Genomic DNA, 24,128 nt, shown 5'->3' on the forward strand with positions numbered 1-24,128 from the left:
CGGCGTGAATAATTCCAAAGCGCCTCAGCGCTGGATGACGGTGCCGCCCTTTTGTTTGAAAAGATCGACGATGATCGAGAAGTGTCCGTCTATGCACTCGAGCGCCCGCACGTGGTCCGCGTTCCACAACGCGTCGATAAGCGCCTTATGTTCCGCGAGGATGACGTCGGTGTCGCGCCTCGGATAGACGGCGTGCATCACGAGACGCGTCATATCCTCGCTTATCTTCTGCCATAAGGTGTTAAGAATGGATAGGCCCATGAAATGGACGATGGTGGTGTGGAACTCCATGTCATGCTTCATAAAGTCTATCGGCGAGCCCTTCGCCTCCGCCATCTCCTGATAGACGGCGGAAAGCTGTCCGGCCAGCAGCTGCGGCTTGCCTTCGCTGATTATCTTTTTTATCGCGAACGGCTCTATCATCTCGCGCAGCGTGAAAAGTTCCATGATCTTGGAGATGGTGATTTCGGAGACGACGGCACGGCGGCGCTCCTCCCAGTCGACCCAGCCCTCCTGAGAGAGCCGTTTGAGCGCCTCACGCACGGGCGTGCGGCTCACCCCGAACTCCTCGGCGATCGAGCGCTCCATGAGGATGCTTCCAGGCAGGAACTCGCCGTTGATGATCTTGTCTTTGATCGCCTCATAAACCGCGCTTGAAAGATTCTGTTCTTTTTTGGCGGTCTTTTCGCCAGGAAGTACGTTTGCCATTCTCAAAAACACCCTCGCCATCTAAATTTCTTGACCACGGCCAACCGTTATATATCAAAACCAGGCCGCCATATTTACAGCCGCCTGGAATACCGTCTGCTAGAATATCTTATCATATTTCCAAATACTTATACAGTTTCAGAACGCGCGTTTGCCCGGCTGATTATTGACGATCCCAGGCAAACGCGCTCAAAAGGCTCCCGTTGAAACTCCGGCAGAAAAGGCTCTGAGCGCGGCGGCTCCTTAAAGCAGGGCGAGGCTTATCTCGGGTATAAAGGTGATCAGGACCAGCGCGAAGAGGAAGGCGACGATGAAGGGCACGGCCTTTCTGGCTATCTTGACCACCGAGATGCCGGTCAGCGAACTGGCCACGAAAAGGTTGACGCCCATCGGCGGCGTCACAAAACCGATCGCGAGGTTGACGACCATGATGATGCCGAAGTGCACCGGATCGACACCGACGCTTTTCACAAGCGGCAGCAGTATCGGGGTGAGAATGAGGATCGCCGGCGAGGTGTCTATCACCATGCCCACACCGAGCAGGAATATGTTGATGACGATGAGCACGCCGACCTTGCTGCTGACGAAGCTGGTTATCATCATCGCGATCTCCTGCGGAGCCTGCATGATGGTGAGCACGCGGCCGAAAGCCATCGCTCCCGCGAGGATGAAGGTGATCGGCGCGTAGGTCACGACCGCCTCTTTGAAGGTATCGATAACGTCGCGCAGGTTCATCGTCTTATAGACGAAGCAGCAGATGATCAGCGCGTAGACGACCGAAGCGCAGGCGGCCTCCGTGGGAGTGGTAACGCCGCCGTAGATGCCTCCGAGAATGATCACCGGCGTCATCAGAGCCCAAAAGCTGTTCTTAAAGATGTTCCACAGGCCGTCCTTGCGCAGGTTTTGGCAGTAGGCCGCGAGCTTTTCCTTATCCTCGCCGTGCGTTTTGCAGTAATACCAGGCATAGACCATCAGGCAGAAGCCTATCAGCAGCCCGGGAAGGATGCCCGCGATGAACATCGCTCCCACGGAGACGCCGGAGGAGAGGCCGTAGAGGATGAAGGGGATCGAGGGCGGGATGATGACCCCGAGGCCGCCGGAGGTGGCGACGAGCGCGGTGACAAAGGTCTTGTCATAGCCGAGGCCGACCAGCAGCGGGATCGACATCGCGCCGATCGCGGCTACCGTGGCGGGGCCGGAACCGGAGATCGCGCCGTAAAACAGGCAGGTCGTCACGACCGCGCAGGGAAGGCCGCCGGTCTTGTCGCCCGCGAAGTAGGAGAACATATTGAAAAGCTTGTCGGAAACCCCGCCGCGCGCCATGATGATGCCGGAGAGCACGAAGAGCGGCACGGCGATAAAAGGAGTGGAGTCGACGCCGCCGACCATCTGCCGCACGATGAATTCGATCTTGGCGGGAAAGGCCGGGTTGAGGAAGTGCGGGACCATCGCCGATATGCCCATGGTGATCCCGACCGGTACAGTGAGCGCAAGACAGACGGCGAATACGGCGAATACATAACCAAGCATTTTATTTTCCTCCTTTAATATTGATCAAAAACTGCTGGGCGCTGCGGAAGATCGCCAGCGAGAAGCCGACCACCGAAGAGCCGTAGATCACCCACATCGGCACAAGCAGGGCGGGGCTCGTCTGCCCGTTGTTCATCAGCGTCCTGGTGACGTTGACCGCGCCATAGAGCCAATAGGCCATGACGATGATGACGAAAAGGTTGACGCCGGCCAGCAGCATATTGCGCTGCTTTTCCGTAATGGACGTGAGCAGGATGTCTATGCGTATGGAGCTTTGGCGCCTGATGCAGAGCCCGATGCTGAGGAACGCCGACCAGATGAAGAAAAATCTGGTGATCTCCTCCGCCCACGTTGGAGAGTCATTGAACACATATCTCATGACTACCGAATAGGATATGATGACCGTGATAAGAAGCAGAAGCACAGCCATAAGAAATTCCTCAAGATGATCGTCAAGCCAGCGCAGCATTGATACTTCCTCCTTTTGATTTCTCCGCACAGCGGAGGTTTTGTTATTTCAAATTTCTGTTTAGTGGAAACATTAACTGATTATCGGAAACGATTTCAGGATACTGTATATTTTAAGCAAAGTCAATATATTTATCTATAAAGAATATATTTTTATAAGAAAAATACATAGAATCCTTGAATATTTAAGTCGCCGCAAAAAAAGCCTCCGTGAGGGCCTAACGGTGCTTGGTCAGGTGAGTTTTTAAGAGTTTTTACCGATGTGATTTTTACAATGACGAAAAAATCGTCAAAGAATAGCGGGACAAGGGCGGCTTTTCGGCCGCGATAGGGCGGGAAAGGGCGGCTGTACTTAGATACAAATATCTTAAATCATCATAATTAAGATTCTTTTCCGCCCTAAAAATTCCGCTATTTGTTCTCTATTATCAACGACCGCAGGGAATACGCCGGCGCTGACCTGATTGCGATATTTACACTGACATAAAATATCATCGGCCGCCGCGGAAAGGGAGCGGCCAATGTGACTGCATGATGCTTATGGAAATATGGCCGCCGTTCTCCGGCATGGCCGTTTAAGCCGCCCTGTCCGGCTCTGCGCCGTCACCCGGCCTCTTTTGCAGCCCCGCGAGGAATTTTTCGCAGCTCTCGGCCATCGTATCGACCGGCGGCTCCTCTCCGGTCCAGATACGCACGGCCTCGGCTCCCTGATAAACCAACATCCACAGCCCGTCCAGCGTCCGGCAGCCGCGCGCGGAGGCTTCGCGCAGCAGACGCGTTTCGCGCGGGTTATAGACGACGTCGCAGACCAAGTGGCGCGGCTGAAGCAGAGCGGCATCAAGGGCTGCCGCGTCGATGTCGGGCCACATCCCCAAAGAGGTCGTGTTCACGACGAAATCAACGCTGTCAAGCGCCAGTCTGATGTTCCGGCCGTCAAGCGCCGCCGCTTCCGCAAGCCCGCAGCGGCGCGAATTCAAATCCGCGGCAAGCCGTCCGGCCTTTTCCGCCGTCCTATTGGCGATATAAAACTTTTCACAGCCGGCAGCCGCCAACGCCGAGGCCACGCCGCGCGCCGCGCCGCCGGCCCCGACGATGAGGCACCTCTTCCCCTGCGGCTCAAATCCCGCCCTTTCCCTCAGCGCGCGTACAAAGCCGGTCCCGTCGGTGTTGTAACCGATCCTGCGGTCCCCCTTGAAGAGCACCGTGTTCACCGCGCCGGCCCCGGCCGCCGAAGGGTCCAGTTCGTCCAGCAGCTCCATGACCTTTACCTTATACGGTATCGTCACATTGCAGCCCATATAGCCCATCGCCGCCATCGCCCCGACCACCGCCGCCATGTCTCCGGGTTCTACCGAAACCGGAAGGTATATGGCGTCAAGCCCCATGGCGGCGTACGCGCCGTTATGCATCCGCGGCGAAGCCGAATGACCGAGCGGCCAGCCGATGAGCGCCGCTATCCTCGTATCAACTGAAACTGGTATTTCTCTCTTCTGATATGTCATTATACGATCTCCCCTATCCTGCGTAAGTTAAGCCAAATGTTGAAAAACGGATATTCACGGCAGCGCAAGCGATCCTCCGGCAAACAAAAAGACCGCCGCCCCTGCGGGCGGCGGTCTTGAAGTATTTTCTTGATCTTTATCCGGTCAGAATCACTTCGCGAAAAACGCCAAACACCCCGAGGCATCAAACGAGCGGGGAAAAGTAAAAAACCAGTAAAAGTAAAAGTTTTTATTCAACAACGCTTTTCCCATAACGTGAGCCCTCTCTTTCGCGGACGTGACCGTCCCTGATTTTCGTGAGGTGAATGATACCGCGCCTTTCTGTTTATGTCAAGCCGGCGCGCGGCGGTCCAGAAGCGTCGATTCATATGTACCGCCGCTCATCGCCACTCGCCTATCCGCGCCAAAGTTGCATATTATCGAGGCACCTGCGAATAGGTCAAGCAACGTGCCGTTGGACAGCATCCGGCTGCGGCTGAGGGCGTACTTGAAAAAGTTATCCAGCCTGTCAACCGTCAGCTTGCTGTCACAGCAGTTGTATTTGACTACTTCGCTTACACCTTTGCAACAAACATTATGAAAAATAGAATGAGCGCGAAGATCATCATTGTTATTACCGCCGCAATTAGGATCAGTATTACTCTTCTCATGATTTATTATTCTCTCTCGTTGAATTTTAATAACTCGTACAAGCGGTTTCTTTCTCAATCCCAGAAAAACAGGCATAGAGTGATCAAAAAACAGATCAGGGATAACATGATAAGGAACAGAGGCATACTTTTCAGCCTTATTTTCGCAGGCATAAAATCAACTCCTTCCGAGGCAAGAGATACCTCACAACCTATTTTTATAATTATTTACTAATAAATAACAATAACATTTAGGGCGATTTTTCACAAAAATCTTTTATTTCTTAAAAAGAAATTTCATTTATCACTTATTCCCGTAAGGAAAACATCGGCGTGGTTTACCCTCACCGTTGGATCACGCAAAAGATGCCGCGCGGGACGGCACGAAAAGTATATTTATAGGAAATTCAGACGCCGAGAGCCCCGCGTCGGGAATGACGCGGGGCTCTCGGTCCGGCCGCTATGATGTTTTATCTATCGTGCGGATATTACCGCGTTTACGAATGTCTCACAAAAATCTTTAGACGCCCGCCGCCGGTCTTTCACGGCGCGCCGTTACCCTGCTCTATTTTTCCGCATCGTAGCGCAGGCGACCGCGGCCATTATAATCGCGCAGCCCGCCAGTTCGCAGCCGGTCGGATATAGACCGAGGACGAGCGGAGTTATGATGAGCGCAAAGACCAGTTCGAGCGTGCAGATGAGGCTGACCAGCGAGGCAGAGATGAATTTCAGCGCGTTGAACATGAAGCCGAACCCCAAAAGGCCGGCGCCCAGCGCGGAATACTGCATCAGGGCGAACACCGCCCCGTCGACCGCCTTGAGATCGGACCATCCCATCAGCGCCGATTTCCCGGCGATGAGCATCGCGCCGCCGAACAAATGTATGTAAAAGAGCTGGATCAGCGGATTGGTCGCGCCGCCCTTCAGTATTCTCCGTGAGACGAGCGTCTGTCCCGAGAGGCCGATCAGCGAGGCGGCGGCCCACAGCAGGCCTGCCGGTGAGACGGAGAGCATTCCTCCCTCCGTGCCCATGAAGCCGACATAGAGGCCGCCGATTATCATGAAGCCCGCGGCGATCTGCGTTAGGGAGGGTTGTTCGCGGGTTATGAAGTAGGAGCCGGCCATCGTCACAAGCGGAAAGGTATAATGGATCATAAGGGCCTGGGGGACGGTAAGATAAAAGCAGGAGACCATGAAGCCGCAGGCGTTCATGACGACGGTCAGGAAACCAAGCAGTATATATATACGCATAAGGCGGCGATCTATCCTGTACCAGCCCGCGCCGAGGCTGTGCCGGAGCCACGCGGACATCAGCAGCACGACGAGCACCGCGCGGTAACACATCACGGAGACCATGCTTACCCCCTGATTCCCGATAAACTTCGCAAGCGGGCTCATGCCGCCCCAGAGCACGGCGGTGCCGAGAGCCATCAGCACGCCGCGCGTATAGTTGTTTTTCATTTCTTCACCCTTCTTATCTTTTGAATTCCGCGATGAGCCCCTGTTTTGAGCACAGTTTTATGTGATTCATGAAGCGGATCGCCGCCGGAGGCAGATACCTGTTCACATTATGGGCCATGTAGAGCGTGCAGTTCGCGTGGACTCCGTCGATCCTCAGGGTCCTGACGCTAAGTTTTTTCAGGGCGTCGGTGACCGCGACGAAGGCCACCCCGAATCCGGCGGAGACGAGGGAAAATATCGCCTCTTCATCGGGCGCCTCGTAGGCCACCTTCGGAGACACTCCGGCGCCCTTCAGTATCTTCTCCACGAGCCTCCTTAGCCCCGATTCCTCGTCATAAAGTATGTAGGGATAGGGGGCTATCTCCTGAAGGCATATGCTCTCCCTCTCCGCGAGAGCGTGGTCCGCGGGGACGATGACGGCCATCTCCTGTTTGAAAAGGGGAAACAGCGCCAAATCGGGCAGCTCCTTCTCGGTGGTGCAGAAACCGATGTCGAAGAGCCCATCTTTGAGGCCGTCTATTATCTTCGGAGAGTTCAGCTGTTTGAAGTTGAAGACTATCTTCTCGTTCTCTTTCCGGCACAAAAAATCGCGCGCGAGCCGCGGTACGAAGCCGTAGCTCCACGGTGGATTGTAGGCGACGTTGATGTCGCCCTCCGTCTCGCTCGCCAGCCGCTTCATCTTTATGTTGATCGCGGTGAGCGATTCGAGCATCGGCGTTATCTGCTCATAGTAGAGGCGGCCGTATTTTGTAAGGGCGATGCTGCGCTTTTCGCGCTTAAAAAGAGGCACGCCGAGCTCGGTCTCCAAGTTGGAGATCGAGATGCTGATAGTAGACTGCGAGATCAGCAGCTCTTCCGAGGCCCTTCGGAAGCTCAGCAGACGGGCGACGGCACAGAAATATGTCAGCTGCTGCAGCGTCATGACGGACACGCTCCCCCCTTGAGACAGTACGGAGGCGGCCTCATGAGATGAGAAGCCGCCTCCGTTATTATAGCCTATTTATGAGCGGGACGCGGGATGCCGAATTTCTCGGGCGATTCCTTCGCGCCGCCGGCGTCATAGAGCAGCCAAGAGCTGACGGACTGGTTCTGGTTGATGTATTTGCGCGCCGCGTCGCCCGTGAGGCCCAGCTTCACGCCGCCCATCGTCTTCGCGAATTCGTCGAACTTCGGATCCTTGTAAGCCTTGAGGTATGCCTTCTGAAGCGTGTCATAGGCCGCTTTCGGCGTACCTTTCTTTACAAATACCCCGAAGAAAGCTCCCCAGGGAAGGTAGGGCTTATATTCCTTGGCGTAGAACTCCGTGATCGCGGGGACCTGCTTCACCGCCTGCACGCGCTCCGGCGAGATCACCGCGAGGGCGCGTACGTTGCCGGCGTTGATGAAGTTCGCGCAGGAAAGGAGTCCGACCGCGACGGCGTCTATATGCTTGCCCATGATCGCCGTCACCGCGGGACCTTCGCCGTCGAACTGTATCTGCGGGAATTTCACGCCGTGCACCTTCTCGATCATCGTCGTCGCGACGAAGGGCAGGCCTCCGGGGCCGGTGGAGCCCATTTTGACCGTCTTGCCGGACTTCGCGGCGTCGATAAGCTCTTTAAAGGTTTTGTAGGGAGAATCCTTCGGGACGACGACCACGCCGACGTTGGCCATCATCAGCAGCACGGGGTCAAAATCGGCATAGTCTATCTTCGCGAGCCCCGTGACCTTGTAAAGGTTCGGGTTCTCCGCGCCGAAGAGCAGCGTGTAGCCGTCGGCGGGAAGGTTGTTGACAAAGGTCGTGGCTATCGCGCCCGTCGCCCCGGTCTTATTCTGCATGATGACCGTCTTTCCGAGCTCTTTGCCCGCTATCGGCGTTATCGCGCGCGCGACGTTGTCCATCGCTCCTCCCGCGCCCCACATAATGATCCCCTGGATGTTCTTCTCAGGATAGGCCGCGAAGGCCGCCTGCGCCATGAGTGCCGCGAACAGCACCGTCAATAATAACTTTTTCATTCTGGTATTACTTCCTTTCTATAGCTTTACAGGTGGTATATTATACAACTATTATTTCAATTATGCTTTTGCAAACCTTCGAGAAAACGTTCGCAGCCCGCGGCCATCACGTCGACCGGAGGTTCGAGCCCAGTCCAGATGCGGACGGCCTCCGCCCCCTGGTAGACGAGCATCCACATGCCGTCAAGCGTCCGGCAGCCAAGCGCGGCGGCTTCGCGCAGAAGGCGCGTTTCACGCGGGCTGTAGACGACGTCGCAGACAAAGTGCCGGGGTGACAGCAGCGAGGTGTCAAAGGCCACCGTCTCCTCGTTCGGGCGCATTCCGAGGCGCGTCGCGTGGACGACGAAGTCAGCCTCCGCGAGAGCCTCTCCGACATTTTTTTCGTCAAGGACCAGCGGAGCGGTCGTACCGTGGCGCAGCGCGTTCATATCATCCGCGAGACGCTCCGCCATCTCATATTCCTCCGCCCTGTTGGCGATAAAGAATTTCGCGGCCCCAGCTATCGCGAGAGCGGAGGCGACGCCGCGCGCCGCGCCGCCCGCGCCGATCATCAGGCACCTTTTGCCGGCCGGGTCAAAACCGCCCTTCTCCTTCAAAGCGTGGACGAAGCCGGTGCCGTCGGTATTGTAACCAACCTTGCGCCCCTCTTTGAAGAGCACGGTGTTCACCGCCCCCGACTCCGCCGCCGAGGGGTGCAGCTCGTCCATGAGCTCCTTCACGACGACCTTGTGGGGAATGGTGACGTTGCAGCCCATGAAGCCCATCGTCTCCATCGCCCCCACCGCCTCTTCGACGTTCCGCGGCTCCACGGGCAGCGGAAGATAGAGAGCGTCAAGCCCCATCGCGGCATAGGCGTCGTTGTGCATCTCCGCGGAGGCCGAATGGCCGAGAGGCCACCCAATGAGCGCGGCGAGTTTCGTATTTACGGAAATCGGCAGCTCCCTGTTTCTATAGGGGCTCATGGCTCATGCGATCCCGCGCCATTTCTTGTATGTTTTCGTCTGCGTGAAGATCATCAGGAAGATGAAGACGCAGAGCGTCAGGCTTATCGGGCTCGTGACGAATCCCTCGAGGAACGGCACAAGTTCGTTCTCCGCCCCCTGCATCGCCCTCCTGTAGTTCGCGTCGAGCATCGGACCAAGGATTATTCCCAGCACCATCGGGCCCGTCGCGTACCCGTACAGGCGCATGAAGTAGCCCAGCACGCCGAATCCTATCATGTAGAAGATGTCCACCACGCTGTTCTGGATCGCGTAGGTACCTATCACGGAGAGGATTATCACTATCGGCATGATTATGCTTTTGGGGATCTCTATTATTTTCGCAAAGGGCTTGACGCTGAGCAGGCCCAGGACGAAGAGCGCCACGTTCGCCACGACTAGAAGGCTCACTATCATCCAGAAGAGGTGCGGCGTCTCTATCATCAGCATCGGTCCCGGCTTGAGGCCGTGGATGAAGAGCCCGCCAATGATGATCGCCGTGATCGCGTCTCCAGGGATGCCCAGGGTCAGCATCGGGATGAAGGCCCCGCCTATGGCTCCCTTGTTGGCCGTCTCAGGGGCGACTATGCCTTCGTAAGCTCCCTGCCCGAAGGGCGTCTCGGGATTGCGCGTGGTGCGTTTGGCCTGGTCGTAGGCAAGCAGCGCCGCCACGTCCCCTCCGGTTCCAGGAAGCGCGCCGATGAATACTCCGAGCAGCGCGGAGCGCAGGCCGAGCGGTAGGAATTTAAGGAAGGTGGAGAGGTCGGGCACGATTTTGCTGAGGTTCTGTTTCGGCGGGTTTTCACCGCCTCCTCTGAACTGGGTCAGCGCCTCGGAGATGCCGAAGAGTCCGATCATCGCCGTGACGAAGCTGATGCCAGCCATGAGGTTGAGGTTCCCGAAGGTGTAACGCAGTTCGCCCGTCGACGGGTCCATGCCCACCATGCTGATGAGGATGCCTATGGTTCCCGCCATGATGCCTTTGATGGGATCTCCTCCGCCGATGCTGCCGATAAGGAGGATGCCCATCAGCGCGAGCAGGAAGAAGTCACGCGGCGAGAATTTGAGCGCGAAGTTGGCGATTATCGGCGCGGCGCAGGCCAGCACTGCCACTCCAACCATTCCCGCAAAGAGCGAGACTGTCGTGCAGAGGCCGATCGCTTTGCCGGCTTCGCCGCGCTGCGCAAGCGGGTAGCCCTCCATTCCCGTGGCGATCGCCGCAGGCGCTCCAGGGATGTTGAGCAGGATCGCCGTTATCGCTCCGCCGTAGACCGCTCCCACAAATACTCCGCACATGAGCGCGAGCGCGTTGTTGAGCTCCCACGAGAAGGTGAAGGAGATGAGCAGGGAGACCGCCATCGTGCCGGAGAGGCCAGGGATCGCTCCCACCCAGATGCCGGCGAAGACTCCGGCCCAGACCAGGGCCATCACCTGCCAGTCCATGAAGGGAATCAAAAAGTATTGAAGATTCTGTAACATATCGGTATACCCCCTACGGAAGGATCACAAGGAAGACGTAACGGAAGATCGCGACGAGCACCGCCATCGCGGCCGCCGAGATGACGAACGACTGCCAGATATATTTGCCGCGGTGCAGGTAGATCATGCCGGCCACCATAAAGACATAGGAGGAGGGGATGAAGTGCAGGCGCGGGAGCGCTATGCAGTAGGCCAGCAGAAGTGCGAGGATGACGATGACGTCTCTGGGGAGAAGGTATCTGAATACGCTGGGAGAGTCGGCCGCCGGCGCCTCTTTTTTGCATGATTTATAGATACATATCGCTCCGCAGATTATGATTATGGTCGAGGCCAGCTTCGGAAATACCGAGGGCGAGGAGAGGTTTTCGCTGGTCATGCCAAGCGCGAAGTAATACCCCAAAACTCCGAATACTGTCGCGATTATCGCAAAGGCCGTCTCTCCTGGCTTTCTGTGCCTCTCCGGCACGTAGCTTGAGAGATCGCGCGCCTCTTCATTATCTATCTCCGCAACTGCCTCGAGATCCTTAACTGCCTGATTCTCTTCGGGATTGCTCATTTGATCATTAAACCTCCGTCTTTTGATACTCTATTCCTAAAAAAGCCGCCCTGCAGCGAAACCGCGCCGTAAGGCGGCCCTATAAGGTCGGATCTTATTTAGGCTGCGTGATGTTGAATTCCTTGGGAGATTTTTTCGCTCCGCCGGCGTTAAAGATGAGCCAGCTCGCCGTCGATTCAAACTTCTTCGTGAAATTCGCCGCCTTCTGCCCGGTAAGTCCCATCTTGAAGCCGCCGGAGTTCGTCACGAACTCGGTGAAGCGCGCCTCGTTATAGGCCTTTGTAAAGGCGTCCGTGAGCTTCGCCACGACATCCTTCGGCGTACCCTTCTTCACGAACACTCCGTAGAAAGGTCCCCAGGGAAGATACTGCTTGTATTCGGGGTAGATCTCCGTGATCGCCGGAACGTCGGGAAGCTGCGGGACGCGCTCTGTGCGCAGCACCGCGAGACCGCGCAGGCGGCCGGCTTTGATGTACTCGACCGAGGTCGAGAGCGCAAGCGGCATCACATCGGCGTGTCCGCCCATCACCGCCGTCGCTCCGGGGCCGTCGCCGTCAAACTGGATCATGTTGAACTGGATATTGTGCAGGTTCTTCATCATCGCGCCCGCGACATAGGGAAGCCCGCCCGTGCCGGAGGTGCCCATCTTGATCTTGCTGTTCTTCTTCGCCGCCTCGACAAGGTCCTTCATCGTCTTGTAGGGCGTCTCGGGATTGACGCAGATGACGACCGCGCCCTCTACGGGGATGATGATGGGTTCAAAATCGTTGAAGCTGAGCGGGGAAAGTCCGAGCACCCTGTAGGTGGCGGGATTTTCCGCCGCGTAAAGCAGCGTGTAGCCGTCCGCGGGCATGTTAGCGACCATCGTCGTGGCGACCGCACCGGTAGCTCCCGTCTTATTCTGCAGGATGATCGTCTTGCCGAGATGCTTCTCCGCAAGCGGGGTTATGGCGCGAGACACGCCGTCACAGCCGCCGCCTGCACCCCACATGATGATGCCCTGAATGTTTTTCTCAGGGTAGGCCGCAAGCACCGACGTCGCCATACACATTACGATGAAAAGAGAAAGACCCAACGCTTTGAAATTCTTCATTACAAATGTACCCTCCTTGAATATGTTTTTGAAAAAACAGCCACAGCGCAACAGTGGGAGAAATATAAAAACTCCGGTGGCGTCGCTGTAAGGCAGATGCCTTCAATAATAGTTTCCATTTCATGGAAAAATCATCCGTTATTAGAAATTATCCATACAATACTTTGAAAGATTTCTTTTGTCAAGTTTCCGTTCTTTGAACGTTATTCTCGAATACTAGGAAAATATGCATAATTTTCAACTTAATATACTAAATATTATTTTAAGAAATACAATTTTAGTATCATTTTATCCTAACTTTGCATTGATATAATTCAGAAAGTCGACTTTATACCTGACATTAATAAATATTAAACATCAATAGTATTGATCGAATGATTTGGTAATTGATATACTCACTTTTTCTCATCCTGCCGGTTTATTTATCATTAGATTTTATTAATCATGATCGGTCACAAACGCTGCATAAAAGGCTATTTTAGAGAAAAAATCCGAAATATCGTTTGATAAAATCTATCAATACATATATTTTTTATACGGTGGAAACCACACATAACCGTCTATTTTGGCGGACACCGCTGCGTCATGACGGACGCACTCCGCATTAAAAATGGTACGGAGGCGGGATCACCCACTTGGTATAAAACCTCCGTAGTTTTTGTTTCGCTTCTAGCAACGCGCCTTGCCGGCCGTCCAGACGCTTGAAAGGAGGTGCCGGCAGTCCAGTTCTCCGGCTGCGACGGCGATATTCGGTTCGTATTCGCTGACGTCGACATCGTCAAGAATGCGGGCCAGCTCGATGTCGTGTATTTTTACGCCCGTATCCCTCATCGCCTGTTTAGCCTGGCGAAGCAGTTGCATATCCTCCGACAGATCGTAATTCGGCTCTCCGGGACGTCAGCGAAACTCCAGGCTTTTTTCTTCAAGCAGGGCAAAGTCGCAGCAGCGTGCTTTGAGGTTTTGCGAGGCAAGGTCTTTTGTGATTATCGTGTGCAGGCGCACCGCGCGGCGGACGATCATGGATTCATGGGCGTTGCACCAGTCAAGCTGGTTGTTCAGCAACTCTTTATAGTTTCGCGCGGCCCTGTCGTCCGAGACTGATATTTTCATATCGACAGGCAGCAGAGAGGGAAAATCAATGGGGATCATGTTATTTAAATTTATTGCTCCCCATACGCCCTCGTTGATTTTTAAAAAATCCGGAGCGCTGGCGATGAGCAGGTGCTTCGGTTTAGGCGAGCTTAGAGGCGCGAAATATTTAAAAAAGCGCACTTCAAATAGGATCCCGATGAATGGCCTCCCCTCTTTGCCGCTTCCTATCCATGGGACTCTTGTATCAAACTGCCGCAGATAAGCGCAGTAGCGCACTCCGGCGTTATAGAACTTCAGGCTCATCCATATCACCCTATAAAAAGAGAGGGGATAAACCCCTCTCTGCTTTTTCAGCTCCCACTTGCGGTAGGGTCCACCAACTTTTTCAGCTCCCACTTGCGGTAGGGTCCACCAACTTTTTCAGCTCCCACTTGCGGTAGGGTCCACCAACTTTTTATATTTTTATACTACCATAACGCGGCCTTTTGTCAATGTCCGCCCGGGAACGCATGGTAAGGCCGCCAAGAGCGCGCCGCCGATGGCGCTGCCTAACGAGCCCGCTCCGAGAATTACCGTCCGCATCCCGCGCACCGCTAGAGCCCGCGGAACGGAAGTTTCCGTCCCTCTTCCGCCGAGAGGTAGGCGGCGTACATCAGCTGCGCCGTCTCGCAGGCGATGTCGATATTGGAAAGCGGCTCGCGGCCGAGGGCGACGCATTCCATGAAGTCCTGGAACTCCTGGATCTGTCCGCGGAACCACTCCTCTTCGAGCATGACGTACTGATAGCCGCGTTTCGTCTCGACGTTGCCGGTGACGTAGATATCCTTCAGCGTCTCGTCGTTCGCGGCGTAGGAGACGAGCGAATTGTTCTGGCAGATGTTGCAGTACATGTTGCCGCCCGTGGTGTTGACTTCGACGGTGTTGCGGATGCCGCCCGGTATCGCGTCGGAGGCGAAGACCGTCGCCTTCGTGCCGTCGCCGAAGGTCAGCTGCATCATGCCGGTGTCTTCCACGTCCCTGGGCTGCGCTACGATCGCGCCGCGCTCCGCGCCGGAGAGGTTTTTCAGCGCCGTGCCGACGTCGCCGTAAACGTCGTGGACGGAATATGCCTCGCCGCGCGCCGCCGTCTCTGTGCGTTTGAGGAAGAGCACCGCCGAAAGCGGATGACAGCCCTGACGGATCAGCGCGCCGCCGCCGGAATTTTTCCATTCGTCGGCGAGCCGCGTATGCGCGCCGCTGTGGCTCTCGTCTGCCTTCATGAGCATGATCTTATCCTTTGAGGCGCGCAGTATCTCGGCTGTCTTAGCCACCGCGGGGGCGTATATCCAGTTCTCCGCGTACATGAAGAGCAGGCCGCTCTTTTTTACCGCCTCACGCAGCCGTTCGAGGCGCGCCGTCACGACGTCGTACATCTGCCTCCGGCCCACCTCGCCGACCAACTGCGGATCGCCGGGTTCACCAAAGTATCCCGTCAGCGGTTTTTCACATATCACATGCTTGCCCGCCGCGAGCGCCTCTTCGATCATCGTATGGTGCATGTTCGTCGGCGTGCAGAGGTCTACAACATTGATAGTATCGTCTCTGAGAAGCTCTTTAAAATCCGCGCAGATACGCGGGATGCCGTATTTGGCCGCGACAGCTTCGGCAAGCTCGCGGTTAGGTTCGCAGAGGACGCTCACCTGCGCGTCGACGCCATAGGCGCGGTTGATGCCGTAGGCGTGGAACTTCCCCGCGAAACCGGCTCCGCAGAGCCCCACGCGGACCTTCTTATTCTCTGACATTTCTTATTTACCTCCGTTGAATAAAGACTCCTATATAAAATAATGGCGGTCTTCATAAAAGAAAACCGTCATTATTATCGCTGATAATATTATATCCGGCACAGGATATCCCTTAGAACTTGATGACTTCGCCCTGTTCTTTTGTAACCGAGGGATCGAAGAACTCTCCGAAGAGGACGTCCTCTGCGGGCTGGTCCTTCATGATCGGGCGCGCCACCCAGGTGCTGTTCATGTAGTGTTTGAGCGCGATGTTCTCGGAGACCTGGTTGCCGCCCCAGGTGCCGCAGCCCATGCTCGAAGTCATCGGCATACCGTTTTCGGCGGAACCGGCGTTGGCCTTCGACTGCGGCTGGCGCACCATCACGCGGGTGACGGGGGCGCGCAGCGCGAGGCGCTGGATGTGGTCCTCGTCGAAGCTGTAGATGCCGCAGGAGTGTCCGCGGCCGCCGACCTTGTATATCTCATCCATCATCTTGAGCGCGTTCTCAAACTCGCCCTCGTACTTATAGATGGTGAGCAGGGTGGTGAGCTTCTCACCGGAGAACTTGAATTCTTTGCCGATGCCCTCGCTGTGAACCATGACGAACTTGCGGTCCGCCGGGATCTCGAAGCCGGCCTTGCGGCAGAGCTCCTGCGGCGATACGGCGACGGTGGCGACGATGCGGTGTCCCTCTTCGTCCCACATCGCCTTCTTGAGCAGGGCGCGCTCTTCGTCGGTCGCGAGGTAGCCGCCCTCGGCGATGAGAGCCTTGACTGTTTCGTCGTAGATGGCGTCGCTGATGATGATGTTGCCGTCAGCCGAGCAGCCGGAGCCGAAATCGGAGGTCTTGCTGATGCGGGTATTGCGCGCCGCCTCGGCGGGGATCGCCGTTTCGTCGTAGATCATCGTCGCGTTGCCCGCGCCGGAGCAGTAGGCGGGTTTGCCTGAGCTGTGGGCCGCCTTGGTCATCGCGGGACCGCCGGTGGCCATGATCAGGTCGCAGCGTCTCATCGTCTCGGCGACGAGGTCCATGTTGACCTCATCCACACACTGGAGGAAGTCGGGATTCTCGCCGATGGAGACGAGCGCGTCGCGCATGATCTGCACGACCTTGTTGGTGGTCTTCACGGTACGGGGATGGGGGGAGAATACGACGACGTCGCGCGCCTTGAGCGCGTAGATGGCGGTGACGATCGGGGTCAGCTCGGGGTTGGTCATCGGGATCAGCGAGGTGATGATGCCGGCCGGCTTCGCGTAGCGAGTGATGCCCTTCTCGGGGATCGTCTCGATCGCGCCGACGCTCTTCTGACGCAGCGCGTCGCGGAGCACGCCGAGGATCTTGTGGCGCTTGCCGAAACGGCCGTTTCTGTCGCCCGCGCCCGCTTCGTCCACGCCCATCCAGCAGATCTCCTGGAAGGTCTTGGGGTTGCCCGCCGCCCAGGCGACACAGCGGACCATGCGATCCACCTGCTCCTGCGTATAATTTTCGATCACTTTTTCCGCCGCTCTCGCCTTCGCGAATATTTCGTCAAGTTTTGCCAGCTGTTCAGGGGTTACTTCATGCTTCGCCATAATAAAACACATCTCCTTAAAAGATTTTTTATTATTTTTCCGTTATACGGAATACATAACTGTTTATCGGAAACAAGTATAAGATAAACCTCTTTTATCTACTTGTCAAGTACCGTATATCAGAATTTATTTCCATTATACGAAATTCAGAAAAATCCGCCCCGTTTGACAGGGGCGGAAATATACTCGACCTACTTTTTCGTCTTCTGCTCACGCAGCTCGGCCATGTACCAGGGCGTGGTATCTTCCCACTGCCACTGTCTCCAGGGCTTTTCTTCGCCGCGCTTGCGGTAGATGTCGTTGATGTTCCAGCAGCCCCAGGTGACGACGGGAGCGTTCTCCATGCGCACATCGATTACGCATGGCTTGTTGGAGGCAAGCGCCTCTTCAAGCATCGGCTTGAACTCTTCGGCCTTCGTCACCTTGTAGCCCTTGATGCCGTAGGCTTCGCCGATCGCCGCGAAATCCGGGCTGTACTGCTCGCCGTTTTTCTTCTTAAAGAGGGTGCCGAACTGGTGGTCATAGTGCTGACGCTCAAGTCCCGCGATCGTGCCGAAGGCGCAGTTGTTCATGACGACCCAGACGACCGCGACCTCGTCCATCGCGCCCGTCGCGAAGGGAGATACGTTCGTGCCCATGCCGCCGTCGCCGATGAGCGCGACGACCTTCTTATCGGGGTTCGCAACCTTGACGCCGATCGCCGCCGAGGGGCCGTAGCCCATCGTGCAGAGGCCGCCGGGGGCGACGAAGGTGCCGGGCTCGTAGATCTCAAACTGCTGCCCGACGCCGTTCTTGTTCCAGCCTACGTCCGCCACCACATACCCGTCCTTGGGCAGCGCCTCGCGGAGGTCCTTGAGGATGCGTTCCGGACGCATCGGGTACTGGGCGGAGTTCTGCGCCTCGACGAGCGTAGCCTTGTAGGCCGCCTTCGATTCGGCGATCGCCTTGACGATCTCGGGGCGTTTGACGCCGTTCGGATACTTCTTCTTCGCCGCCGCGAGGATCGCCTCAAGGGCCTCCTTCGCGTCGCAGATCGCGCCGACGGCGGTCGGGAAGTTGCGCCCGATCTCCTCCTGATTGATGTCTATATGGATAAGCTTTGTCGGCGGCACGTCGAAGGTCTCTCCCTGATACCATGAGCTGCAGTCGGCCTCGGAGAGGCGCGTGCCCACCGCCATCATCACGTCGGCCTTCATCGCCGTGGTGTTGTTGAATTCAGTGCCCCAGAAACCGGTCATGCCTACCGCGAGCGGGCTGTCGTCAGGGATGGAGCCCTTGCCCATCAGCGTGTAAAGGACAGGGATCTCAAGATGCTCCGCAAGCTCCGTCAGAGCCTTCGCGCCGCCGGATGAGATCACACCGCCGCCGGGATAGAGGATCGGGGCCTTGGCTTCGGCGAGCATCGTCGCGACCTCTTCCGCCGCGGCTTCGCTTAGCCCGGGCTTCGGAAGTTCGGGGAAGTTGTGCATACGCTGCTCAAAGAAGCGCGTGTCGATCTCCATCGAGAAGATATCCATCGGGATCGAGACGAGCACGGGGCCGGGGCGTCCGGTCACGGCAAGACGGAATGCCTTGTCCATCACCTCGGGGAGCAGTTCCGGACGGTCGACGCGCCAGGCGCGCTTCACGAATGGACGGTAAATCTCATACTGGCTCGCGTCGGCGTGCATGTTGACCTCCTGATGGGGGTGACGGCCGAAATAGCATGAGGGCACGTCGCCCGCGATGACGACCATCGGGATCGAGTTGAGGCCGGCCTCGGCGACGCCGGTGGTGGCGTTCGTCAGTCCGGGGCCAAGGTGCGTCATGACGACGCCAGGGACCTTGCAGTCTTTGCCGCGCGCGTAGCCGTCGGCGGCATGCGCCGCGATCTGCTCGTGGCGGACTGAGATATAACGAATTTTGCTCTCCTTGAGCGCGTCAAGGAAACCTATCACTGTGTGGCCGCAGAGACCGAAGATATTTTCGACGCCGCGTGCCTCAAGAAACTTGACCAGCTGAAATGCTACCAGATCTTTTGCCATTTTATTACGCCTCCGTATGTGTGGGATGGATTACGCTGAAACACTGACGAAGCTCCGCGACGGGGATCTGTCCCGGGGCCGATGACTGCGACCCCACCGCAAAGGTGAGATCCGATCCGAAGAGGCCGCCTACGAGGCGCGTCACCGCGCCGGTCGGGCCCATAGACATAGTGATGATGGGAATGCAGGGGAACTGGCGGCGCACCTCGAGCGTCGCGGAGAGAACGTTGAGGACGTCCTCCTCCTTCTGCGGCATCGCCGCGAGCTTAGCCACCTGCGCGCCCGCCGCGATCTGCTGCTTGAGTATCGAGACCAGCTCGTCGCGGGCCGGGGTCTTTTTAAAATCATGGAAAGAGACGATCAGCGAGGTCTGCGTGCCTTCAAGCGTTTCGAGGACCTTTTTTATCTTCTCTTCGCCGTATATCAGCTCCACATCGATAAAATCAACGAGCCCCTCCTTCACCGCGGCCTCATAGATACCGAACTTGGCCTCGTCGCTCACCTTCTTGAAGCCGCCCTCCCAGTCGCCGCGGCAGGTAAGGATGACCGGAGTCTCGCCGACGACGGCGCGCACCTCTTTTATCATCTCTGCCGAAGCCGTGACATCCTCGACAAAGTCCCACGCGTCGATCCTGAGCTCGATAATATCCGGGGCGATCGAGGGAACATTCTTCGCCTCGGCGATCATCCTTTCGTGATCCTTTCCCACCAGCGGGATACAGACCATCGGCTTATCGCCGCCAAGAAGACCGTTCCGCGCCTGGATCGGGTGCCTCGGCTGCAATCGTTTTACCTGCTTCATAAAAAAGCCCTCCTGTTTTATCATATTCTTTTCGTTATGCGGAAACCGCGACTATTCTAAGGAAACGCATATACATTAACCCGATATTCCAAAATTGTCAAGATACCATTTGACAGATTTTCTTTCTGTTCTGTGGAATTAATAATAATGGCACATTTGTAAATGATGACGCTGAATTTATTTTTCAGAAAAGAAAGATCAGATGTTATGCGACAAAAAATTACACGCCGAGAAAGGCAATCCACACCGGGATGGTGACTGCGGATAGGAGCATCGTTATCACAGTCAGCTCGGCGGCGTGATCGCCGTCAAGGCCGATACCGCGCGCCAGGACGAAGAGTGTCGCCGCGGTCGGCGTCGCCGTCACAAGCACGGAGACGTTTTTCAGCGACAGCTCAACTCCCGCTGCGGTAAGGCAGAAATAGAGCATCGCGGGATGAACGAAAAGACGCGCGGCGATTTCTCGCCAGCAGGAAAGGAGCGCGCCGCGTGCGTTTTTCACATCGATTGAAGCGCCGAGGACGAGAAGCGACATCCCGGTGGCGGCGCTGCTCACCATGTGAAGCGCCTTGTCAAGGCTGTCGGGGAGGCTCTCCAGCCCAGCGAATACCAGCAGCATCCCGCATAGCGGCGCTACTACCATGGGGTTTTTTATGATCCTCAGACATGTGTTTTTCAGAAAAACTTTCAGGCTGTCCCTGCCCGCGAGAATGATTTCGCTGGAAAGCGGCGACAGCAGATTGTAAAGCGGTATCGCGACTGCGGCATAGAGTGAGAGCAGCACGACGAAGGGCGGGCCGAATACCGACTCCACAATAGGAAGCCCCACGTAGATGGTATTGGGTCTCACAGAGGCCGCCGCTGTCAGCGCCATCTTACGCGCGTCACGTTCTTTAAATATAAAACGTTCAGTAATATAGGCGAGGAGCGCGGTAGCGAGCGCGGCGGCGACAATGGCCCCTACGAACGGAAGATGCCCCCTAAGGCCACCCTCTATATGGAAGGCGTTGCGGAAGAGCAGCGCTGGGGAAATTATCCAGAAGAGGAACTTGGATATAGCCGCGATGTCGGATTTTGTTATGAATCCCCTGACGGAGAGGATATTTCCGGCAGTCAGCAATATCGCCAGCGGCGATATAAGGATGAAGCCTCTCAGCAGTTGGCTAAAGGCCATAGATTGTTACGGACAGTTTCTGCATGGTTTCGTTTTTGCTCTTCGCGTCAGTTTTCTTTTTTTGCGGTGTGCTTCAACTGATAAACCTTCAGTATCTGCGCGCAGTGTTCGCTGATACATTCGAGCGCCTCGCCGACGTCGCCGTTCCAGAAGGCGTTTATGAGGCGGCGGTGCTCGGCGACGATCAGGTCGGCGTCCCTTTTCGGATAGATCGACTGGACGTCGAGGCGCATCATGTCGTCGTAGATCTTGGACCAGAGCGGCGCCAGCTTCGTGATCCCGAGCTTGTCCACGATCGCGCTGTGAAATTCCATATCCTTCTTCATAAACTCGGTGGGCGAATCCTTGAGCTTTTCCATTTCGTTCGTTATCGGGACGAGCGAACCGGCAAGCACCTGCGGCTCGCCCGATTCTATTATGCTCTTGATCGCGAAATGCTCTATCATGTCCCTCAATTTAAAAAGCTCGATGACGTCGGACTCCTTTATCTCGGAGACCACCGCCTTGCGGCGCTCCTCCCAGACGATCCAGCCTTCCTGCAGCAGGAGTTTCAGCGCCTCGCGCACCGGCGTGCGGCTGATCTTAAAATCCTCGGCGAGCGTCCTCTCCATCATAACGCTTCCGGGCAGAAGTTCGCCGTTGATTATCCTCTGCTTGAGCGTCTCATAAACCATTGAGGAAAGGCTCTGGTCTTTTTTATGTTCATCCTGATGCTTTGCGGCGTCCATGATCGGCGGCTCCCATCTTTGAATATTTTTGACATTCCAAATGATAGTTAAACATTTTCCAACTAGACAAAAAATACCTTAATATGTATAATATACCCATATTCTACACACTATACTTACATCTGTCAAATTCCGGAGGCCAGAAAAATGATCACGATTTACGGCAGCGACCAGTGTCCCAAGACGGTAAAGATCCTCGAACTCTGCAAAGAGCGCGGGATCGAGGCGAACTACAGAAATTTTGAGAAAGAACTGAAAAGCATCTGGGAGTTCGTCGTCATACGCGACGAAGATTCAAACTTCGACAAGACGAAAAAAAGCAAAAGGCTCGGCATCCCAGCCATCGTCTGTGAAAACGGCCACACCTTCGACGGCGGCGAGGAGCCCTTCGACGCGGAGGCCGTCATGCGCGTGATCGCGGAAAACGCGAAGGACTGACGATAATTTCCCCCAAAAAAGAGCCTCGGCAGAACGCCGTGGCTCTTTTTGCATTCTGTTTTATTTATAAAAGGCCCGGACCTTCGTTATCTGGTAAAAACTCCAGCCCTGAATGAGCAAAATAACGCCAAAACCGAGAAGAAAACCTTCTTCTTTATAATATCCGGCCGCTCCGGCGGAAAAGAGATCGAGCACCGCGCCCGTGCCCCACTGGAAAACTATCACGCCGAGGTAGATGAGCATGTTTATCACTCCGATGATCCCAGCGTTTTTATCAAGCGGCGCGAGGGCGCGCACCGCGTTTCCCGTAAAGACGTAGCCCGCGCCGTTGAAAAAACCTATCGCGAAGCCCGCCGCTCCGAAAACGGCGGCGGCGTCTCCGAAACGCGGCGCGGCCATCCACAAAAGCCAGCTTAGCTGATTCAGCACACAGCACCAGAGAAAGGCCCTTTTTTCATGGCGGGGCGGACAGCGTTTGAAGAAGAAACCGCCCGCCGCCGGACCGACGACGAGCCCGACGCTTATCAGCGTGGCGCAGAGGCGCGCCGAGGAAAGCTCCGCGCCGGCCGCGCTCTGTATCCAGCTGACCGCCCACAGCCCCTGCAGCGCGGCGATGGCCGCGGCTGTCGAAGCCCAGGTGAGCATGACGACGCGCAGCGGAAAGAGCCGCCACGATGTTTTGGCCGTCGCGACAAGCTCCGAGACCACCTCCTTGACGGCGAGCCGCCGCGTTCCTGCGGAGAAGGCAAGGCGCGGATCGCGCTCTTTGAAGGCCAGCAGGATGGCGCCCAGCAGAAGCGCCGCGAAGGCAAGGGCGAAGAATACGCCGCGCGGCCCGGCAAGGTCGAGGCACCAGCCCAGCGGGGCGACCGCCGCCACCGTCCCCGAATGCCCGACCACAAGGCACATTCCCACCAGCGCCGGATAATTTTCCCGGGAAAAGGCGTAGGCGCAGTACATCAGAAGCGCCGTGAAGGCGCTCGCCATCCCCAGGCCGCAGAGAGCGCGCCCCGCGCCGATGGCGAGGGCCGAGGCGGAGGCTCCCATCGTAAAACAGCCGGCGGCGGCCAGCAGCAGCGACGCTCCGCAGCAGACGAAGGGCCCCCTATTGTCCACCAGTACGCCCCAAACTCCGTAACTCGCGCCGTAGGTGTAGAAAAAGAGGCTCGAAAGAAAGGCGACGGCGGCCGCGGAGAGTCCCATCGACACGGCGAGCGGCGGCAGGACGACCACGCCCGAGACGCGCATCAGGTTGCTCATGAAATAGGCCGCCAGCAGCACGGCAAGGAAGAAATACTTCATCTCACCGCGCACCGCGCCGGGCAAAAGATATTACTCAAGTACGCTATCCCATCGCGCGCTACGCTGTCCTCGTCGGGCACGGGACGGCATTCTATCGTCACCCAGCCGTCGTAGTCGATCGAGCGCAGCGCCGCCGCCGCCGCGCGGAAGTTGAAATGCCGGTCGTCGGGCAGCAGCCGCCCGCAGTCCGAGACGTGGAAAAGGCTCATCCGCTCCTTTGCCAGCCGCAGCGCCGCCGCGACATCCCCCTCCTCGCTGATCATGTGATAGGTGTCGGCGTTGTAAAAGAGACGCTTTGAGCGGAACTTTTCGATGAAGCGCAGCGTCTCCGCCGTCGAATTATAGAGGTCGCCGTCGCGCCGGTTGATCTGCTCGAAGCAGATGCGCCCGTCGATCTCGTCGGCGTATTCGATTATTTTGTACATGCTTTCGGAGAGGCGCGATTCGTACTGCTCCGCGGTGTCGTCGGCCTCCATGCGGCCGCGCAGAAAACCTATCAATATCTGGCTGTCCAGCTCGCGCGCAAAATCCAGCTGGCGTTTGAGCCGTTCCACCGTCTTCGCGCGTACCGAGGAATCCTTCGCGCTCATATTGTGTCCCTCGAAGAGGTAACTGAGGCCGGTCGTCACAGCGGAGGCGCGCATCCCGTAACGTTCCAGGCTCCTGCGCACCGCCGCGTAGTCGTAATCGAGCGGGTTCTGTATCTGCAGCTCGATCGCCTCGTACCCGAACGCGGCGGCGCGCCGCGCGCACTCCTCATAGCTGCCGCGCAAAGGGAACGGGAAGTCTGCAGGCAGCGGAATATCCACTGCTATTATGCTGAATCTCATTATT

The 24,128-nt window shown here is 56.6% G+C and carries 22 protein-coding genes; 1 reads left to right on the forward strand and 21 read right to left on the reverse strand.

The window, feature by feature from the left end; all coding sequences use genetic code 11:
• Positions 1-24: 24 nt before the first annotated feature.
• The 19 genes from CLOEV_RS16215 to CLOEV_RS13620 form a co-directional block, all read right to left on the reverse strand.
• On the reverse strand, positions 25-708 hold the full coding sequence (locus tag CLOEV_RS16215; protein ID WP_051485108.1) for a GntR family transcriptional regulator: 684 nt from the start codon (positions 706-708) through the stop codon (positions 25-27).
• A 243-nt stretch (positions 709-951) separates the two neighbouring features.
• The gene (locus tag CLOEV_RS13540; protein WP_008709521.1) at positions 952-2,238 is read right to left on the reverse strand and encodes a TRAP transporter large permease; all 1,287 of its coding nucleotides are present in this window, start codon (positions 2,236-2,238) and stop codon (positions 952-954) included.
• A gap of 1 nt (position 2,239) precedes the next feature.
• Positions 2,240-2,707: a TRAP transporter small permease gene (locus CLOEV_RS13545; RefSeq protein ID WP_034444365.1), complete on the reverse strand. Its 468-nt coding sequence runs from the start codon at positions 2,705-2,707 to the stop codon at positions 2,240-2,242.
• A gap of 574 nt (positions 2,708-3,281) precedes the next feature.
• Positions 3,282-4,208 carry a shikimate dehydrogenase gene (locus CLOEV_RS13550; protein ID WP_051485109.1) on the reverse strand — a complete coding sequence of 309 codons (927 nt, stop codon included), beginning with the start codon at positions 4,206-4,208 and terminating at the stop codon, positions 3,282-3,284.
• 1,184 nt (positions 4,209-5,392) lie between these two features.
• Positions 5,393-6,298, reverse strand: coding sequence for a DMT family transporter (locus tag CLOEV_RS13555; RefSeq protein WP_034444368.1), 906 nt, complete (start codon positions 6,296-6,298; stop codon positions 5,393-5,395).
• Between the two features lie 13 nt (positions 6,299-6,311).
• The gene (locus CLOEV_RS13560) at positions 6,312-7,220 is read right to left on the reverse strand and encodes a LysR substrate-binding domain-containing protein (protein ID WP_034444370.1); all 909 of its coding nucleotides are present in this window, start codon (positions 7,218-7,220) and stop codon (positions 6,312-6,314) included.
• Between the two features lie 74 nt (positions 7,221-7,294).
• The gene (locus CLOEV_RS13565) at positions 7,295-8,293 is read right to left on the reverse strand and encodes a tripartite tricarboxylate transporter substrate binding protein (RefSeq protein WP_034444372.1); all 999 of its coding nucleotides are present in this window, start codon (positions 8,291-8,293) and stop codon (positions 7,295-7,297) included.
• 56 nt (positions 8,294-8,349) lie between these two features.
• The gene (locus tag CLOEV_RS13570) at positions 8,350-9,255 is read right to left on the reverse strand and encodes a shikimate dehydrogenase (protein WP_051485110.1); all 906 of its coding nucleotides are present in this window, start codon (positions 9,253-9,255) and stop codon (positions 8,350-8,352) included.
• Between the two features lie 3 nt (positions 9,256-9,258).
• Positions 9,259-10,752 (reverse strand): tripartite tricarboxylate transporter permease, encoded by a 1,494-nt coding sequence (locus CLOEV_RS13575; RefSeq protein ID WP_034444374.1) that lies wholly within the window; start codon positions 10,750-10,752, stop codon positions 9,259-9,261.
• A gap of 13 nt (positions 10,753-10,765) precedes the next feature.
• The gene (locus CLOEV_RS13580) at positions 10,766-11,308 is read right to left on the reverse strand and encodes a tripartite tricarboxylate transporter TctB family protein (protein ID WP_034444376.1); all 543 of its coding nucleotides are present in this window, start codon (positions 11,306-11,308) and stop codon (positions 10,766-10,768) included.
• Between the two features lie 94 nt (positions 11,309-11,402).
• Entirely contained in the window at positions 11,403-12,401 is a 999-nt protein-coding gene (locus CLOEV_RS13585; RefSeq protein ID WP_008709509.1) for a tripartite tricarboxylate transporter substrate binding protein, read from the reverse strand.
• A 669-nt stretch (positions 12,402-13,070) separates the two neighbouring features.
• A complete protein-coding gene (locus CLOEV_RS16955) occupies positions 13,071-13,262 on the reverse strand; it encodes a hypothetical protein (protein ID WP_156938435.1) in 192 nt (63 codons plus the stop codon).
• A 36-nt stretch (positions 13,263-13,298) separates the two neighbouring features.
• Positions 13,299-13,796: a type III toxin-antitoxin system ToxN/AbiQ family toxin gene (locus tag CLOEV_RS16220; RefSeq protein ID WP_008709507.1), complete on the reverse strand. Its 498-nt coding sequence runs from the start codon at positions 13,794-13,796 to the stop codon at positions 13,299-13,301.
• Positions 13,797-14,086: 290 nt separating this feature from the next.
• On the reverse strand, positions 14,087-15,274 hold the full coding sequence (locus tag CLOEV_RS13595; protein WP_034444378.1) for a Gfo/Idh/MocA family protein: 1,188 nt from the start codon (positions 15,272-15,274) through the stop codon (positions 14,087-14,089).
• A gap of 112 nt (positions 15,275-15,386) precedes the next feature.
• Positions 15,387-16,826, reverse strand: coding sequence for an aldehyde dehydrogenase family protein (locus CLOEV_RS13600; protein WP_034444379.1), 1,440 nt, complete (start codon positions 16,824-16,826; stop codon positions 15,387-15,389).
• A 191-nt stretch (positions 16,827-17,017) separates the two neighbouring features.
• Complete coding sequence (locus tag CLOEV_RS13605; RefSeq protein WP_034444382.1) at positions 17,018-18,850, reverse strand: thiamine pyrophosphate-binding protein; 1,833 nt, start codon at positions 18,848-18,850, stop codon at positions 17,018-17,020.
• Between the two features lie 4 nt (positions 18,851-18,854).
• Positions 18,855-19,652: a type I 3-dehydroquinate dehydratase gene (gene aroD / locus CLOEV_RS13610; RefSeq protein WP_051485111.1), complete on the reverse strand. Its 798-nt coding sequence runs from the start codon at positions 19,650-19,652 to the stop codon at positions 18,855-18,857.
• Between the two features lie 220 nt (positions 19,653-19,872).
• On the reverse strand, positions 19,873-20,826 hold the full coding sequence (locus CLOEV_RS13615; protein ID WP_034444385.1) for an AEC family transporter: 954 nt from the start codon (positions 20,824-20,826) through the stop codon (positions 19,873-19,875).
• A gap of 47 nt (positions 20,827-20,873) precedes the next feature.
• Positions 20,874-21,554: a GntR family transcriptional regulator gene (locus tag CLOEV_RS13620; protein WP_034444387.1), complete on the reverse strand. Its 681-nt coding sequence runs from the start codon at positions 21,552-21,554 to the stop codon at positions 20,874-20,876.
• Between the two features lie 147 nt (positions 21,555-21,701).
• Here CLOEV_RS13620 and CLOEV_RS13625 point away from each other — a divergent pair, with 147 nt between their 5' ends.
• The gene (locus CLOEV_RS13625) at positions 21,702-21,992 is read left to right on the forward strand and encodes a hypothetical protein (protein WP_051485112.1); all 291 of its coding nucleotides are present in this window, start codon (positions 21,702-21,704) and stop codon (positions 21,990-21,992) included.
• 60 nt (positions 21,993-22,052) lie between these two features.
• On the opposite strand, the gene CLOEV_RS13630 is transcribed toward CLOEV_RS13625, so the two are convergent.
• Both CLOEV_RS13630 and CLOEV_RS13635 read right to left on the reverse strand, forming a co-directional pair.
• Positions 22,053-23,294: an MFS transporter gene (locus tag CLOEV_RS13630; protein WP_156938436.1), complete on the reverse strand. Its 1,242-nt coding sequence runs from the start codon at positions 23,292-23,294 to the stop codon at positions 22,053-22,055.
• Positions 23,291-24,124 (reverse strand): sugar phosphate isomerase/epimerase family protein, encoded by an 834-nt coding sequence (locus CLOEV_RS13635; protein ID WP_034444390.1) that lies wholly within the window; start codon positions 24,122-24,124, stop codon positions 23,291-23,293. Before CLOEV_RS13635 ends, CLOEV_RS13630 begins: the two co-directional genes overlap by 4 nt.
• Positions 24,125-24,128: the final 4 nt, after the last annotated feature.

Origin of the sequence: Cloacibacillus evryensis DSM 19522, assembly GCF_000585335.1 — a bacterium.
GTDB classification, from domain to species: Bacteria; Synergistota; Synergistia; order Synergistales; family Synergistaceae; genus Cloacibacillus; species Cloacibacillus evryensis.

Excerpts from the sequence above, each read along its gene's own strand:
- CLOEV_RS16215 (WP_051485108.1), bottom strand. The coding sequence starts at position 708 with ATGGCAAACGTACTTCCTGGCGAAAAGACCGCCAAAAAAGAACAGAAT.
- CLOEV_RS13540 (WP_008709521.1), bottom strand. The coding sequence starts at position 2,238 with ATGCTTGGTTATGTATTCGCCGTATTCGCCGTCTGTCTTGCGCTCACT.
- CLOEV_RS13545 (WP_034444365.1), bottom strand. The coding sequence starts at position 2,707 with ATGCTGCGCTGGCTTGACGATCATCTTGAGGAATTTCTTATGGCTGTG.
- CLOEV_RS13550 (WP_051485109.1), bottom strand. The coding sequence starts at position 4,208 with ATGACATATCAGAAGAGAGAAATACCAGTTTCAGTTGATACGAGGATA.
- CLOEV_RS13555 (WP_034444368.1), bottom strand. The coding sequence starts at position 6,298 with ATGAAAAACAACTATACGCGCGGCGTGCTGATGGCTCTCGGCACCGCC.
- CLOEV_RS13560 (WP_034444370.1), bottom strand. The coding sequence starts at position 7,220 with ATGACGCTGCAGCAGCTGACATATTTCTGTGCCGTCGCCCGTCTGCTG.
- CLOEV_RS13565 (WP_034444372.1), bottom strand. The coding sequence starts at position 8,293 with ATGAAAAAGTTATTATTGACGGTGCTGTTCGCGGCACTCATGGCGCAG.
- CLOEV_RS13570 (WP_051485110.1), bottom strand. The coding sequence starts at position 9,255 with ATGAGCCCCTATAGAAACAGGGAGCTGCCGATTTCCGTAAATACGAAA.
- CLOEV_RS13575 (WP_034444374.1), bottom strand. The coding sequence starts at position 10,752 with ATGTTACAGAATCTTCAATACTTTTTGATTCCCTTCATGGACTGGCAG.
- CLOEV_RS13580 (WP_034444376.1), bottom strand. The coding sequence starts at position 11,308 with ATGAGCAATCCCGAAGAGAATCAGGCAGTTAAGGATCTCGAGGCAGTT.
- CLOEV_RS13585 (WP_008709509.1), bottom strand. The coding sequence starts at position 12,401 with ATGAAGAATTTCAAAGCGTTGGGTCTTTCTCTTTTCATCGTAATGTGT.
- CLOEV_RS16955 (WP_156938435.1), bottom strand. The coding sequence starts at position 13,262 with ATGCAACTGCTTCGCCAGGCTAAACAGGCGATGAGGGATACGGGCGTA.
- CLOEV_RS16220 (WP_008709507.1), bottom strand. The coding sequence starts at position 13,796 with ATGAGCCTGAAGTTCTATAACGCCGGAGTGCGCTACTGCGCTTATCTG.
- CLOEV_RS13595 (WP_034444378.1), bottom strand. The coding sequence starts at position 15,274 with ATGTCAGAGAATAAGAAGGTCCGCGTGGGGCTCTGCGGAGCCGGTTTC.
- CLOEV_RS13600 (WP_034444379.1), bottom strand. The coding sequence starts at position 16,826 with ATGGCGAAGCATGAAGTAACCCCTGAACAGCTGGCAAAACTTGACGAA.
- CLOEV_RS13605 (WP_034444382.1), bottom strand. The coding sequence starts at position 18,850 with ATGGCAAAAGATCTGGTAGCATTTCAGCTGGTCAAGTTTCTTGAGGCA.
- aroD (WP_051485111.1), bottom strand. The coding sequence starts at position 19,652 with ATGAAGCAGGTAAAACGATTGCAGCCGAGGCACCCGATCCAGGCGCGG.
- CLOEV_RS13615 (WP_034444385.1), bottom strand. The coding sequence starts at position 20,826 with ATGGCCTTTAGCCAACTGCTGAGAGGCTTCATCCTTATATCGCCGCTG.
- CLOEV_RS13620 (WP_034444387.1), bottom strand. The coding sequence starts at position 21,554 with ATGGACGCCGCAAAGCATCAGGATGAACATAAAAAAGACCAGAGCCTT.
- CLOEV_RS13625 (WP_051485112.1), top strand. The coding sequence starts at position 21,702 with ATGATCACGATTTACGGCAGCGACCAGTGTCCCAAGACGGTAAAGATC.
- CLOEV_RS13630 (WP_156938436.1), bottom strand. The coding sequence starts at position 23,294 with ATGAAGTATTTCTTCCTTGCCGTGCTGCTGGCGGCCTATTTCATGAGC.
- CLOEV_RS13635 (WP_034444390.1), bottom strand. The coding sequence starts at position 24,124 with ATGAGATTCAGCATAATAGCAGTGGATATTCCGCTGCCTGCAGACTTC.